10 protein-coding genes are annotated in these 13891 nt (G+C 57.6%); 3 read left to right on the plus strand and 7 right to left on the minus strand.

Annotated elements, in window-relative coordinates:
* Window positions 1–19 precede the first annotated feature (19 nt).
* The 3 genes from cysN to XI06_RS24815 all read right to left on the minus strand — a co-directional run bounded on the left by cysN (window position 20) and on the right by XI06_RS24815 (window position 4180).
* Complete coding sequence (gene cysN / locus XI06_RS24805; protein ID WP_271606689.1) at window positions 20–1903, minus strand: sulfate adenylyltransferase subunit CysN; 1884 nt, start codon at window positions 1901–1903, stop codon at window positions 20–22.
* The gene (cysD, locus tag XI06_RS24810) at window positions 1903–2859 is read right to left on the minus strand and encodes a sulfate adenylyltransferase subunit CysD (RefSeq protein ID WP_271606818.1); all 957 of its coding nucleotides are present in this window, start codon (window positions 2857–2859) and stop codon (window positions 1903–1905) included. The genes cysN and cysD overlap by 1 nt, the downstream gene beginning before the upstream one ends.
* Window positions 2860–3079: 220 nt before the next feature.
* Window positions 3080–4180, minus strand: a complete 1101-nt coding sequence (locus XI06_RS24815; protein WP_271606690.1) for a sulfotransferase family protein — start codon at window positions 4178–4180, stop codon at window positions 3080–3082.
* Window positions 4181–7241: 3061 nt separating this feature from the next.
* On the opposite strand from XI06_RS24815, the gene XI06_RS24820 reads away from it, so the two are divergent.
* The gene (locus XI06_RS24820; protein ID WP_271606691.1) at window positions 7242–9689 is read left to right on the plus strand and encodes an NEL-type E3 ubiquitin ligase domain-containing protein; all 2448 of its coding nucleotides are present in this window, start codon (window positions 7242–7244) and stop codon (window positions 9687–9689) included.
* Window positions 9690–9776: 87 nt separating this feature from the next.
* Complete coding sequence (locus tag XI06_RS24825; RefSeq protein ID WP_271606692.1) at window positions 9777–10037, plus strand: hypothetical protein; 261 nt, start codon at window positions 9777–9779, stop codon at window positions 10035–10037.
* A 15-nt stretch (window positions 10038–10052) separates the two neighbouring features.
* Here the strand turns inward: XI06_RS24825 and XI06_RS24830 are convergent, their stop codons facing one another.
* Complete coding sequence (locus XI06_RS24830; RefSeq protein WP_333909363.1) at window positions 10053–10352, minus strand: hypothetical protein; 300 nt, start codon at window positions 10350–10352, stop codon at window positions 10053–10055.
* Window positions 10353–10717: 365 nt separating this feature from the next.
* On the opposite strand from XI06_RS24830, the gene XI06_RS24835 reads away from it, so the two are divergent.
* On the plus strand, window positions 10718–11014 hold the full coding sequence (locus tag XI06_RS24835) for a chorismate mutase (protein WP_271606693.1): 297 nt from the start codon (window positions 10718–10720) through the stop codon (window positions 11012–11014).
* Window positions 11015–11423: 409 nt separating this feature from the next.
* Here XI06_RS24835 and XI06_RS24840 read toward each other — a convergent pair whose 3' ends face one another.
* The 3 genes from XI06_RS24840 to XI06_RS24850 all read right to left on the minus strand — a co-directional run bounded on the left by XI06_RS24840 (window position 11424) and on the right by XI06_RS24850 (window position 13722).
* The gene (locus tag XI06_RS24840) at window positions 11424–11633 is read right to left on the minus strand and encodes a hypothetical protein (protein WP_271606694.1); all 210 of its coding nucleotides are present in this window, start codon (window positions 11631–11633) and stop codon (window positions 11424–11426) included.
* An 805-nt stretch (window positions 11634–12438) separates the two neighbouring features.
* The gene (locus XI06_RS24845; protein WP_271606695.1) at window positions 12439–12699 is read right to left on the minus strand and encodes a hypothetical protein; all 261 of its coding nucleotides are present in this window, start codon (window positions 12697–12699) and stop codon (window positions 12439–12441) included.
* Window positions 12700–13377: 678 nt separating this feature from the next.
* Complete coding sequence (locus XI06_RS24850) at window positions 13378–13722, minus strand: hypothetical protein (RefSeq protein ID WP_271606696.1); 345 nt, start codon at window positions 13720–13722, stop codon at window positions 13378–13380.
* Window positions 13723–13891 lie beyond the last annotated feature (169 nt).

The following is a 13891-nucleotide window of genomic DNA, read 5'->3' on the forward strand; positions in this document are numbered from 1 at the left end:
GGTGCGATGCGAGGGACATCTAACCATCAAGAATTGAGCGCGCCATCAAGACATCCACTACCGCTTCCGCTGAATGCTCTAGGGTCTGCTCCATGGTCCTCAGATGAATCTCCGGTGTTGTTGGTGCTTCGTAGCACGAATCGATCCCGGTGAAGTTCTTGATCTGGCCGGATTTCACTTTTGAATACAGGCCTTTTGGATCTCGCCGAGCGCATTCTTCGATCGGCGTATCGACGAAGACTTCTATGAACTCATCCTTGCCAACCAGGCCGCGCACCCTGTCGCGTTCGGCCCTAGAGGGCGAGATGAAGGAGCAGATCACGATCAAGCCGCTGTCCGCCATCAACTTGGCAACTTCACCGACGCGCCGAATGTTCTCCACGCGGTCCGTCTCCGAGAAGCCGAGGTCCCCGTTTAATCCGTGCCGGAGGTTGTCGCCATCCAGCAGCATAGTATGCCGCGACATGCCACACAGCTTTTGATCAACCAGGTTGGCAATCGTTGTCTTTCCCGCGCCAGACAGGCCAGTGAACCAGATGACGCAAGGCTTCTGTTTCTTGAGCGCGGCGCGCTCCCTCCTGTCCACGGATAGCGCTTGCCTAACAATATTGGTGTCCCGCCGTAGCGGAAAGGCGATCATGCCGGCCCCGACCGTACGATTCGTGTAACGATCGATGAAGATAAATGACCCGGTCTTTCGATTGAGCTCGTAAGGATCGAATACTGCGGGCATTGCGGTCGCAACATCGCAAAAGCCGATCTCGTTGAGGGAAAGCATCCCGGCGGCCAGATGCTCACAAGTGTTGACGTCGATCCGATGTCTAATTGCGGTAATGCTGCCGATAATCGTCTGCGATCCAATCCGCAGGACGTAATTGCGTCCGGGAGCGAGCGGCTCGTTGTCCATCCAGATCACGTAAGCGGCGAACTGGTCGGCGACCTTCGGTCGGTCGTCCGGCCGCGACAGAATGTCGCCACGGCCGATATCGATTTCATCTTCCAGCGTAATGGTAACCGCATCGCCGGCTTCGGCGCCGACAAGGTCGCCATCGTGGGTCACGATCCGCTTGATGCGCGTGGTCCGTCCCGACGCGGCGACAACGATCTCGTCTCCTGCCGAGATCCTCCCGGAAGCCACCGTCCCGGCATAGCCCCGAAAATCCGGCTTTGGGCGGTTCACCCATTGGACCGGAAAGCGGAAAGGCTGGCCTGCGGTGCCGGACGGGATGTCAATGCTCTCCAAATGCTCGAGCAGGCAGGGACCATCGTACCAGTTGGCATGAGCGGAGCGGTCCACGACGTTGTCGCCGTAGCGGGCCGAGATCGGGATCGGAACGATCGAGGTGAAGCCGAGACCGGCGGCAAAGGCCAGATAGTCACGGGCGATCCGATCGAAGCACTCTTTGTTGTATGCGACAAGATCGATCTTGTTCACTGCCAGCACGACATGACGAATACCGAGCAGCGAACAGATAAAGGAGTGGCGGCGGGTCTGAACCATCACGCCTTTGCGGGCATCGATCAGGATGATGGCGAGCTGGGCATGGGAGGCGCCGGTAGCCATATTGCGGGTATACTGTTCGTGGCCGGGAGCGTCAGCCACCATGAAGGAGCGCCGCGGCGTCGTGAAGAAGCGGTAGGCGACGTCGATCGTGATGCCCTGCTCCCGTTCGGCCTCAAGCCCGTCCACGAGTAACGCGAAATCGATGTCATTTCCGGTGCTACCGTGCTTGATGCTGTCGCGTTCCAGCACCGTGAGCTGATCGTGGTAGATCATCTTGCTGTCGTGCAGTAACCGGCCGATCAGCGTCGATTTGCCGTCGTCCACCGAGCCACACGTGATGAATCGCAGCTGATCCTTTGTCCTGGCCGGGACCGCTTCCGTTGCCGGCTTTACAAACATCAAAAGTACCCTTCCCTCTTCTTCTTCTCCATTGAAGCGGCTTCATCGACATCAATTAGGCGTCCCTGGCGCTCAGACACAGTCGCAGTCCGCATTTCTGCGACGATGTCTTCAATCGCCATCGCCTCGGATTCAATAGCCCCGCTCAAAGGATAACATCCAAGCGTTCGAAAGCGGATCATCCGCATTTCCGGCGTCTCGCCGCAGTTAAGCGGCAATCGCTTGTCGTCGATCATGATCGTCGCACCATTTCGACGTACTGTGGGTCTTAGTTTTGCGAAGTAGAGCGGAACGACCGGAATCTTCTCTAGCATGATGTATTCCCAGACATCGAGCTCGGTCCAGTTTGACATCGCAAACACGCGCATGGTTTCACCCTGGCGTATCCGTGTGTTGAACAGGCTCCAAAGCTCCGGCCGCTGGTTACGGGGGTCCCATACGTGTCCGGCCGAACGGAAGGAGAGTATCCGTTCTTTTGCGCGACTCTTTTCCTCATCGCGCCGGGCGCCGCCAAAGGCGGCATCAAATCCGTGGAGGTCGAGGGCCTGCTTCAGCGCGTCTGTCTTCATCACCTGGGTATGGAGCACGGAGCCGGAATCGATCGGATTGATCCCGCGCGCGATGCCCTCCTCGTTGATATGGACAATCAGGTCGAGGCCGAGCCGCTTGGCTGTCGCGTCTCGAAAGCTGATCATCTCACGGAACTTCCAGGTCGTGTCGACGTGAAGCAGGGGGAAAGGCAATTTTGCCGGATAGAACGCCTTGATCGCAATGTGCAGCATCACGCTTGAGTCTTTTCCGATCGAGTAAAGCATGACCGGCCGTTTGAACCCGGCGACCACATCACGCATGATTTCAATCGATTCAGCCTCGAGACGGCGCAGATGTTTCGGCAGCATATATCTTCTTTTCGATGCAGGATCTCTGTTCTTCGCCGTTCTGTGGCTCCAGCCCAGAGTGGAGAATATGGGCGGAGGAAACGGCCGGCCAAGTGGCAGGCTCGTCCATGAGGTCGAGCTCCATTGGACAGCAGACTTACAGACGCGGCAGCATCTCGTATTCTTCCGCTGGTGCGGCCGGCGCCGGCCTCACACCTGATCGGCAGATCAGCTCGTGCGGGTTAAGGATCTTGGCTAAATCAACCAACGTGTTTTGATCGCAAGCATTCAGATCGCCCTAGGAGTTATTGAGGATCCGCTCAAGCCGCGCGACCTCGCCTCGCAACATCTCGATAGCCGCGTCGCGGTTCTCCGAAACGTTCCAAGCTGTGTCCACCGGCTCTCCAGCGTGAGAGAGGCCGGATAATGTTCCGGCCTTGGTACTTCGCAAATCCCACCAAGTTCGGACTATCCGACGATAGAGTTCGGTTACCTCACCTCCCCTATCCAGCACTCCGGCTTTCTGTGCACGCAGCAGTTCCTGCTCATACCCGAGTTCTAGCAAAAGCTCAGCGCCGACCAAATCAGTCACGGTTTGCATCTCTTCGACGCTCAATTGAGATTGCCATGATTTGACAGAGCTTTCGTCGACGGCGTTTCGTTCCAGGATATTTCGATCCCCAAAGCTGCTGGATCGAAGATAATCCGCTTGTCTCATCCCAGCCGATGCGACGGCCGCTGGGTCACAGCCGAGCCCCTTCAACAGACGCCGGATTTCCTCGTCCGGATGCGCCACGAGCAATTCGTATCGCACGAACTGTGTCTGCGGGCGAGAGCGGTGCGCGGCGAGCTTGGGAAGGCCCAGAACCAAATCGGCGAGTGAAGTTATGATGACGTCGGGCAGACGGAGCATGAGATCGGCGAGACTGGATACGCTAACCGAATGCGGGCTTTCTGTCCGCAGTGGGATGCCCCACGTCGATTTCAGTGAAGCGGCGATGGCATAGGGATTGCGCATCAGAAGGATGTGTGGCGCTTCTGGATAGACAGATTCAAGAAACTCAAGCACGGTCCAATACCGCGGTGTCTTGTCTATGATGATGCGCTTGCCCGCGTCCGCCAGATACTGATCATATGCTGCATCGGCATAAGCGCGGCTGGCGATCGTACGATCTATCCGCCCCAGGAACTCCGAGGTCGCGGTCTTGATCAGTGAGCTGCCCGCCGGATGGCGCTGGTCCACCTTGCCAAATGCTTCAAGCGCCAGCATCAACCAGGGTTCAGGCGGAGCCACAATGTCTGGATGGTGCTGGAGCAAATGCGCCAGGAGTGTCGTCCCGGATCGTGGAAGACCAAGAAGAAAGCACACCGCAGGCGAACGGCCGAAACGTCCGCTCATCGTTCAGACCCTCGTGCCTGAAAAGCAAACTCTGCGGGCGCTCGCTCGATTGAGCCAAACAAGCCAGCCGCGGGATCACATGCACAGCCGCTCCCGTGCAAAGTATCAAAACAAGACTTTCGTGTAGCACTCATGAGTTTAATCCGTTCGGTTCGATCGATCGGCGGGATCACCGAAGATAACTGCAGTCCGCCCCCTCGATTGCTCGACAGTTAAAGCGACGTCAAGCGGCAGCTCAATTACACGAAGATCGATTGCGGATATGGGAAGGTTGGCAAGAGCTATACGGACGTTTGCCGAAGGCCGCCCGCGGTAACAGGAAGGCTATTACGTGTAGTCATAGGTTGCCGTTGCTGGGGCATTGAAGCTCGGCATACCGGCGAGCGCGGCAAAGATGCAGCCCACATTGCGGACATCTCACTTGGCAACGCGCAGCTATCTTGTCAGCGCGCATCGATCCTAACGCAACTTTGCCGTGCATACTGCCGTTGGTCCAAAACACTGAGCCATAGCTCCGGCCAGCCTGTTGTTCGCAAGCCCATCCGTCCGAACTATACCAACTGTTTGATTTACCTGCTCTTGCAGCACTGCCGCCCCCCCTAATCGGCGCTAAGGACGGTTGCAAAGGGCGGAACCTGGCTTAAGATGGCTGATCCAGCAAGCACGCTTGGCCGCATCTATACTGACGGAAACGAGATTGTCCGGCCGATCACATGGGAGGACCATTGTTCTGGGCACACTGGGCCACAGTGGACGATCCTGATGGCGGTGACCTGTTTGGGCAGAGAAAAAGGGGTGTACCGGCCAATCTGGTGTCACGATTGATGCACGTCGACCCTTCCTTCGTGACGACCCACTCAAAGTTGCTAGAGAAAAACGGTTGCTGCGGTATAAGTCCTCCGCAAACGATGACCGGATCCCGCAGATGTCGCGCCAAAACGCGCAAGCATCTCGCGACTTTGGCGCCACGACAGACAGCGTAGGATGAGCTCACTTTTGATGACGAAAGCGGCATTGACCGATCAAGCGAGTTCATGGCCAAGGCTGCTACAGTGAGACATCGCCTGGAATGGGCCCGCTCTGGCATTCAGAAGACCAAACGCACGACTGTCAGAAATGGAGCTCGCTAACCATGAGTCTCCCATTCTTCGAATATGTCTTGAAGCAGCGCGGTCGAAGGTGGTTGTGGTCCGTTCACAACGCCGACGGCGCGCAGGTGATGACGGGTTCAGGACGTAACCGCTCGGCCGCCATCTACCAAGCTAACAGAGCGCTTTTTCAATTGCTGCTGAGCGCGCCATATCGCCTCCGAGCTCGAGCTATCCGACAGGCTCGGCGAGGTCGGCTTACGCCCAAACTTTAGCCGTACGCCTACGACGGAGCTTTCGATTACCCACATTTCCAGCAGCTGCGATTCTTTAAGCCACGCACTTAGAGCACCAAGTCGTGCAGCCCGCTCCAGGGCAGATTTCCTTAGCTCTGTAGTCAGAACTTTAGGGGGCTTTCAAGGCTTCGTCGAGCGCGTCATTGATGAGAGCGGCGTCTCCGGGATGAATTTCGTATATCATCTTCAAGGCCGCAGTGAGATCGGTATCACTCCGCCTCGGCGGACGCTCAGGAATGTCAGTGGACGCAATCGGATCAGACTGCGCATCAACCAGCAACAGCGACCAGTGACTGCCGCGCTGATCTCTATCCGTATTACTGGCATCGCTTACCATCCGCCTTGAGCCACCGCGCGCAGAGATTCGTCCATCATCTTCAAGGCAGTCAGGAGGTTCTTATCGTTCGGAAACAGCTCTGCAGCGCGCTTGATGCGTGAACGCTAACTGCAAGGGGCCCCAATGCGCCAGCAGAAGAACGGTTATGATTGCGGCGTCTTTGTCGTAGACGAGAATAGTAAGGTCGGCCCAGACATCGCCGCAGAACGACTTCTCAAAATCGATCGGGCCTGAGGCGGATACGCCGGATGCTATTTGATGAGGGCATCGACCTTCGGCCGCAACGCATCATCGACCCGCCTGTAAGCGATTGACAGGCGATTTGGGACTTCAACGGAAATGACCATCGCCACGTGGGTCTGCTGTTTGGCCTCTCGAGGCAGCGTGAAACGCTTCTACTCCGCTGAAGGCAATAAAGTGCCCGGCGTGATCAATTGTACGGTCTACAAGGGTTTGCGAAAACTCCGACCTTTAAGAGCGACGACCGCGAAGGTCACATTTTCTTCGAAAACTCCGTGCTAATCATCGTCTGATTGTCCCGGCCGGATGTACGCTGTGGCATGACGGGAGCCCCGGCCTTCAGGCCGGGGTTTTTCGTTTCCATCGCGAGAAGTCCGCCGATTCACTTTGCGGAAGAGCACCTTTCCGTGTTTGCGCAAGAACAGGGCAGTGGCGGCCTCACAGCCTTCGTATGCCAACTTCCAATCCTAGCCTCCCCGGCGGTGGCCACCGCATGCGCGTGACAAATTGCAGTTTTGCGCAGTGTCTACTTCCCTGGTGCTGTCGTGAGAGCGACCGGCATAGCCACCTTGCACCTCCCTAACCGTCACCCAGCGAGCGTGGGCACGATTAGCGGATAACATCCTATTACCTGATCTTCTCCAGCCGGTGGTTGCCAGAGCGCATCTGGTGATTTTCGAGGTGAGACGATGGACTTCGGCCCGCCTCCGATGAACATACTGGCGCAGCAATCGGTCCACCAGTCACCTAAAAGAAGGTGCGCAGCGTGGCGTCAAGCCAACGTGATATTTGCTGTCCAACCTAGCTGCGCAGTGATCGGATTGCGGGATGCAGGGCGGGAGATGCAATTTGCTGACTTGCTCTCGCGGAGTATGAGCACGACTTCCCTCGATATCACGCCGGCAATGCTCAAGTCTGCGTAGCAGACATACGCAAGCTGTCACTACAGTGATCCATCGAGCAATAAGTGTTCCACGAAGGCTTACGGGACAGTTACGATCATTCTGATTCCTCGTCAGCTTCTAGAAAGCTAAGCCTCTTAGCGTGAACGTACTTATCCAGACCGGCGCTAGCTGCTCAGATCTGACTAGGAGAGTGGGATGGATGCGTTCAATAACCTCAACCCATTCGAGACCCGTGTCGATCAGACGTACTACGATCGGCGGCAACAGCAGCAGGCCGACCAAGCCGGGTTTCAGCAGCACGTGAATGATTTGCGTCTTTACGGTCGCCTGCCTCCCAATTCAATTAGCCTCGGCGAGCCGCCCTGTGTTGCTTCGAACAGAGGTGCGGATCGTTTGGGAATGCCGCACGAGGATGTAGTCCGACAAGGCACCTCGCGGTCGCCGTCGGATTCGTTCGCCTGCTCTGAACGAGACGATCAGCATGTGCTTTTTCCGGTCGCGGATCGCGACTGGCAGTTGCCGGATGGCAATTTCAGTCTGACAGATGATTGGCACGCCATGGATTCAGCTGCCGATTGGCCGCCGTATAGTGTCGATCAGGAGGAGCATTCGTGGGCCGAGGCCGGTGATGTAGCGCCGGAGTCGTCAACATCCGCCGCAAATCGTTCCGCGCAAAATTTGGGGGCATCGATTCGGGGCCGACAGGCCCGGCCGGGCGATGGCAATACCTCTAGACTGACCCCGGCCGCAGCGCAGTGGACCATAGCCTTGCAAACGGGGGCTCCGGGGCGCGCAAGCGGTCAGACGCATGAAGACCCTGTCTTCAGCGAGTCGCGGCTTAACCAGATCCTGGATGGCTGGGCCGAGGAGGAAGGGCAGTCGCAAGACGAGAACCGCGAAGAGGCTGTAAGACGAATAAAAGCCTGGAGTGAGGCAGGCAACGTCTATGCAGGGCTGGAGCTCTTAAATCTATCCCTGACGACACTGCCGGCCGCCCTTCCGCCTGGGCTTCAGTCGCTCAACGTGAGCGACAACGAGCTGGTGCACCTGCCTGACGCCCTCCCGTTTGGACTGCGGGCGCTCGGCGCCAGCGGCAACCGGTTGACCCGCCTGCCCGACACACTCCCTAACGGGCTTCAGTCACTTGCCATCGGGGGCAACCGGCTGACCAGTCTGCCTGAAAACCTTCCAGAGGGGCTTTTGACACTCGCGGTCGGCAGTAGCCGCTTGACCAGCCTGCCAGATACTCTGCCGGATGGGCTGCAGGACCTCGACGTCCGCGGCAACCGGTTGACCAGACTGCCCGACGCCCTCCCCATCGGACTTCAGTCACTTGCCGTCGGCGGCAATCGCTTGACCAGCCTTCCCAACACACTCCCGCCTGAAATCAAAGAGCTCGAAGCCGATGGCAACCGGCTGACCAGCCTTCCCGACACTCTCCCCGTCGAACTGCAGGTGCTCTTTGCGCACGACAACCAGCTGGACAGTTTGCCCGAGACCCTCCCCCCCGAGCTCCAGAGACTTCACGTCAGCGGCAACCGGCTGACCAGCTTACCCGACAATCTCCCCGTCGAACTGCAGGTGCTCGAGGCACGCAATAATCGGCTGAGCAGCTTGCCGCAGGCGCTGCTAACCCGGCTAGGTTTTGGGTGCATGGTTTATTTGGAGAATAATCCGCTGCCCGAGCAGGTGCGTACGAATTTGGCGGAAGCCCTGAATTCCCCGGGCTATGACGGCCCGCGGGTCTTCTTCTCGATGGGCGAGGGAACCGCGGCGGATCAGGAACGGTCGCTGGCCGAGGTGGTAGCGGACTGGATGGACGGGGAGCCGGAGGTGATCGACGCCTGGCAAAACTTCGCCGGCGAAGCGGGGGCGCCGGAATACGCGCTCTTCCTCGATAGGCTACGGAACACCGTAAATTATAATAATCCTCATTTCCGGGAGGCCGTCGCCGAGGATCTGCAGCGGGCTGCGATCAGACCGCACTTGCGCGAGCAGTATTTTCAGTTGGCTTTCGGGGCGAGCGAGAGCTGCCAGGATCGCATCACTCTGACCTGGAACAGCATGCAGACCGCACGCCTGAACGCTGATGTCGAGGACGGGGCCTATGACGATCGGCTCGGCGAGCTCACCCAGAAGGCCCGGGTCTTGTTCCGCCTGGGCGCACTCGAGCCGATTGCCCGTCAAAAGGTCAACTCACTCCAGTTCGTCGATGAGATCGAGGTCTATCTCGCCTATCAGGTCAAGCTACGTGACCGCCTGGACCTGAAGCTCATCGCTCCGGACATGCGGTTCTATGACATCTCGTACGTCACTGAGCACGACCTCACCGCAGCCGAGACGCAGGTGCGGAACGAGGAAGCGGCGGGGTTCGCCGATTTTATGGCAACTCGCTGGCAGCCCTGGGAGACGGTGGTGAGCCGGATTGCCCCCGACGCCCATGCAGAGATGCAGAACCGGCTCGCCGAGGCGATGGACGGGGAGTTTCCGAGCCGGCTCGAGCAGCGACTCGCCGACCATCACCTGACCGGAAACAGCGATGCCGAGTTGCAGTTCGGAGCACAGATCCGCGACGAGATCGCCCGCGAGATCAAGGGCGCACTGATGCGGCAGGTGCTCGCGGATCATGCGCTTGAGCTGTGAAGCGGCCGTCCACTCGGCGAGGACGCCGGCGCGCCGAACGGGCTGTTCGTTGAAGACGTTATGCCGGCAGGATTAGGGATTAGGCACGTGGCAGGCACGAGGCGCGCAGAGGAGCTTCGACGACCGCTTGACGAGGAGCCCGCAGAGGGGCTTCAGGAATGGCGAGATGATCACTTCACCTCGTCGGCTTTCGCGCAAGCCGCATTGCATTCAGAGCAGTTCTCTCAAGGAGAGCTTCGGCGAGCGCTGGATCATCTGGATGATGAAGCTGTGCCGTCGGCGGCCTCCATCGCTTCAGAGGAGCTTCAGCGTCTGGAAAACAATTGCATGACGAGCTTCACGGACTAGGAGACAATCATCCTGCTACGTCGGTTTAGCGCTGTAACCGCCAACGGTGGCGGGTGCGACGTAAAAGATGATGACCAAGAGCCGGAGCCAAGTCCATCTCACGAGGGCGAGCGCGAGCTGGCCGACGCCGAAGATTGCGGCGCCAGCCACGAGGGCAACAGCGATGCCGCCCAGAGCGCCGGCTCCCGTGTGGAAGGCCCAAAGACTAATCGTTACGCCGGCGAAGACGGGCAACGCGAAGACTGCAAGCGTGAAGAGCAGCCACGCGAAAAAGCCTATGACGAGGAAAACGAGCAGTGGTGCGAAGGTGATCATGGCGGTGGGCTCCGTGGGTCATAGGGCTGACGGTTGCGCCTTTCACCACCACCACGGCGCGAGCGTGAGTATAACCGCAAATAGAAGCTGTCGGGAATGGCACGATGTTCTGCGACACGCGAAAAACGACGCACCGTTCGATGACATGGCTTTCTCGCGTCACTGGCCTTTCCGATGTCAGAACCCGGTTAATCGGCCCGGATCCAGAAATCACGTCCACTGGCTAAGGTGCTTGCATCAAACTCTTGAGCGGGCCCATAAGGCGTCGACGTTAGCTTGCACTCGAGGTCTGGCTCAAGAATAGTAGTACAGAGACTCGTTATGAAGCCCGAAAAACATCGTGCGCATCGAAGGGACCTGAGACATTGGAAGCTCCCCCCGAATTGAATGTTCTTCGGAGCAGCATCGACAATCTGGACGCCGCCCTGATTCACATTCTCGCAGAACGTTTTAGGTGCACTCGAGAGGTGGGAAAACTAAAAGCTCGATTGCAAATGCCTGCTGCCGATCCAGGTCGGGAGGAGAGACAGACAACAAGACTGCGTGCGCTCGCACAGGCCGCCAACTTTGACCCAGACTTTGCTGAGAAGTTCCTGGCCTTCATCATAACAGAAGTGATCCGGCATCATGATCTTGCTCGTGAAGAGATCGCTAAAGTGTAGAATTGCCTCGTTCAGCATGCGACGCGCGGCCCGTAAAGCTTGACAAGCAAATCCTGCTTCCGAAGGATGCGCTGCTACTACGCGGATGTGGACGACTATCCTCGCGTTGCGAGCGGCTCGGTTTTACTCTCCGCATACTCGGCCAGATTTGAACCGGCGTCGGATCGACCCTTGGACGTTCTGCGGTAAGGTTCATGTGGGGGATCAAAGCGGCGCCCGGATTAATCTCACTAGCTCGCCGCAGAAGCATTGCGTCAATGCCCTCCGGCAGCAGTCTCGGCAACGGAGCGCCAGATCGGTGCTTCCAAGCCGGCCAGCCTCGCGGGAGGCGCCAAGCCTCATCGTCGGCAGCGGCCTAAAAAAGGTCGAACGTCGGCCCAGTCAATTGATGAAGGCGCCCCAAGGCCGCTCAGTGGCGCGCCGGGTATTCCGTGATCTTGCGTGCGCCCTGCCAGAGCTCAACAGCACAATCCTCCGCGAGTAGATAGGTTCTTTTTTTCGCGGTGTCCTCGTCTGCGCAGATGATATTTACGCGCTGCAGAATATGCCCATCAGGCCCGAGCGTGAAGGCTGCGTACTCTTCCATCGAAGTGTGCCCCACGGCTTGGATTACGGCCATGATTGAACGCTTTCGAAGCTTAGCTGGTTCGAGAGTCTGCGATCATGTCCCGCTCGGAGCTGGCCCTTGCTCTCTTGATAAGCGGAACATTTTGCGGTGGGTCCGCCCTGTACGGATTCGGTTCGCTGGTAGTCTGATAGTCACCCAGATTGCCGCCCAAAAACAAGACCTCAGTCTCCTGAGACGCCCCTCACCCAATCTAGCAACTCCTTATCTCCGGGGGCACGCCCGCGCTCTAGAATACCTTTGATTTTCTCGATTGTCCAAGCGGTAACCCGACAAAGCCGCCCCCACCGGAGGGAGACCGAGAATGCCCCATTCGCGAGTTTGTGTCCATTTGGCTAAAGCGATCAGCCGATGAGTTCGGCCCAGCGCGACCAAGACTGTCTCGCCGAAGCTGAAGAAGCCGCCGGCCGAACGGATGCTAGATTCGGCCCTATGGGAGTTCGTTTAAGACTGATTAGCTTCTCGGAAGCTGATGCGCCTAGGACTGGGTGTTTTGGCCCCATCGCCTGCGTCCGGGGACCGAGCGTTTCGGGGTTTTATCTTCGAGACAGGCCTATGGGCTAAGAGTATCTCTTCACTCGCGATCATACATCGCTAGCGGCCGTCGAAAGGCCTTCCAAAAAACTTGATCAAAGATGAGGACGCGTTGGGGCCCGTTCGGCGACGTTGAAGCCATCCAGCACGCGCGCGAAAAACTCTCTCAGCGCGGATAGGCAAAGCTAATTTGCGACGAACTTTCTACGACCAAAGAGGGCGGCCCGCAAGCCGCCCTACCGTCATTAGCCAGCGTTGCTCAAAATTACCGCTGATGTCCGAGTCCAATTCCGAGATTTAAGGCCTTCTGGCGCAGCGCGCCGGCGCTGCGCCTGGTCATTTTTGCTAACTTTATGACCGGGGTCCGAGCCTTCGAATGGACTTTGAGCTCTTTGATATCTGCCTTCGTCCACTCGCGCCGCTTGACGCGTTTCTTTGTTGCTTTTTTCACGATGAATGCTCCTTCTGAGAAGGGCGCTTGTATCATAGTTTTTTTGCAGCGACGACCGTAAAAAAGAACAGTCATCGGAACTCGCGCCAGGTATTAGCTCGGTCATGCTTTCGGAAGACAAGGCGTCTGGACTAGTGCAGCTGTGGAATTGAAACTTCGTACGGACTGTGTGTAGAGGCTTCGTTATAATTGAATGCTCAATCGAAGCCTTTCTATTCGAAGCTAAGCACGTAGACTAACATGTTCTGGAATGAGCAAGCCAATCGCGATGAACCTGAACAGCTGCATCTCGGGAAGGTTCGTGATTTGTATTAAGCCTAGAGTGATCAAACATCGAGGCCCTGAGAGACATCGGGGCGGTCTCTTGCTATGGTCACCTTATGGCGATTAGCGCGCTCGTTATCTAAACGCCAGAGCTCCCTTGGGGCTTGCGCGAATACTAAATCGGTCAGGTCTTCGCGTCGGTCATTCGGGCTCGGCTCAACGCGTCGGAGTGCACGAAGACATTAGCTCCTCCATTCCCTTAGGTTGGATAAAGCCATATCATCCGTTGGTCGCGTTGAGCCACTTCACAGTACGAATAGCCACCGCATTTATATCCAAACTGAACTTGCGTAATCTAGTCGGCGTACGTGGCCATCAGCAAGGGATTGAGCGGCAAGCCGTCATGCCGATAGCCGTTGCGCGTGCTCAATCGCTTGCCGGGGAGCGCTTTCTGCGCGCTGGTTCGTAGCTGCGAAGACCCGGGGGCGGCTACCCATCTTCGCGCTCTTGCGCGATCTCCTGAACCTGACCCTGCATAGCACCCACATCTACCAATTCGAGCCTTTCAAGAGTCTTCCTTCCCTCGTCGGTGATAATCCAGCACCCGGCCGCTCGCTCGATCAGCCTTTGGCCAAAAATATCGAGTTGGGGCGCTCGGCTCGCGATACGCTTCATACGCGCCGGCCACTCTGGGCCGCTGCTGTAATAAATGGCCAAATGCTGTTTAACGACTTCGATGCTCGCCCGTCCGTGCGGCTGGCCGGCAAGTATCTCTTCAGTATGGACAGCTGAAAACTCACGCGCGCACGCCATTGAGTCGAGGAAAAGCTCCATAATACTTATCCTGAGGGAAGCCGCAGCGCCGTGCGTGGCTTTTCAAAAGAAACCTTGCGCCATACGCCTAATGAAGCAGAATACCCGCCTGCCGTCGACGCCGTAAGCAAGGTTCTCGACGGCATCGGCGATATCCTGCCCAGAGTGTTTTGAAGAATGGGTCAGCGGA

Origin of the sequence: Bradyrhizobium sp. CCBAU 11434, from assembly GCF_028128895.1 — a bacterium.
Classification (GTDB): domain Bacteria; phylum Pseudomonadota; class Alphaproteobacteria; order Rhizobiales; family Xanthobacteraceae; genus Bradyrhizobium; species Bradyrhizobium zhengyangense.

Excerpts from the sequence above, each read along its gene's own strand:
- cysN (WP_271606689.1), bottom strand. The coding sequence starts at position 1,903 with ATGTTTGTAAAGCCGGCAACGGAAGCGGTCCCGGCCAGGACAAAGGAT.
- XI06_RS24815 (WP_271606690.1), bottom strand. The coding sequence starts at position 4,180 with ATGAGCGGACGTTTCGGCCGTTCGCCTGCGGTGTGCTTTCTTCTTGGT.
- XI06_RS24820 (WP_271606691.1), top strand. The coding sequence starts at position 7,242 with ATGGATGCGTTCAATAACCTCAACCCATTCGAGACCCGTGTCGATCAG.
- XI06_RS24830 (WP_333909363.1), bottom strand. The coding sequence starts at position 10,352 with ATGATCACCTTCGCACCACTGCTCGTTTTCCTCGTCATAGGCTTTTTC.
- XI06_RS24840 (WP_271606694.1), bottom strand. The coding sequence starts at position 11,633 with ATGGCCGTAATCCAAGCCGTGGGGCACACTTCGATGGAAGAGTACGCA.
- XI06_RS24845 (WP_271606695.1), bottom strand. The coding sequence starts at position 12,699 with ATGACTGTTCTTTTTTACGGTCGTCGCTGCAAAAAAACTATGATACAA.
- XI06_RS24850 (WP_271606696.1), bottom strand. The coding sequence starts at position 13,722 with ATGGAGCTTTTCCTCGACTCAATGGCGTGCGCGCGTGAGTTTTCAGCT.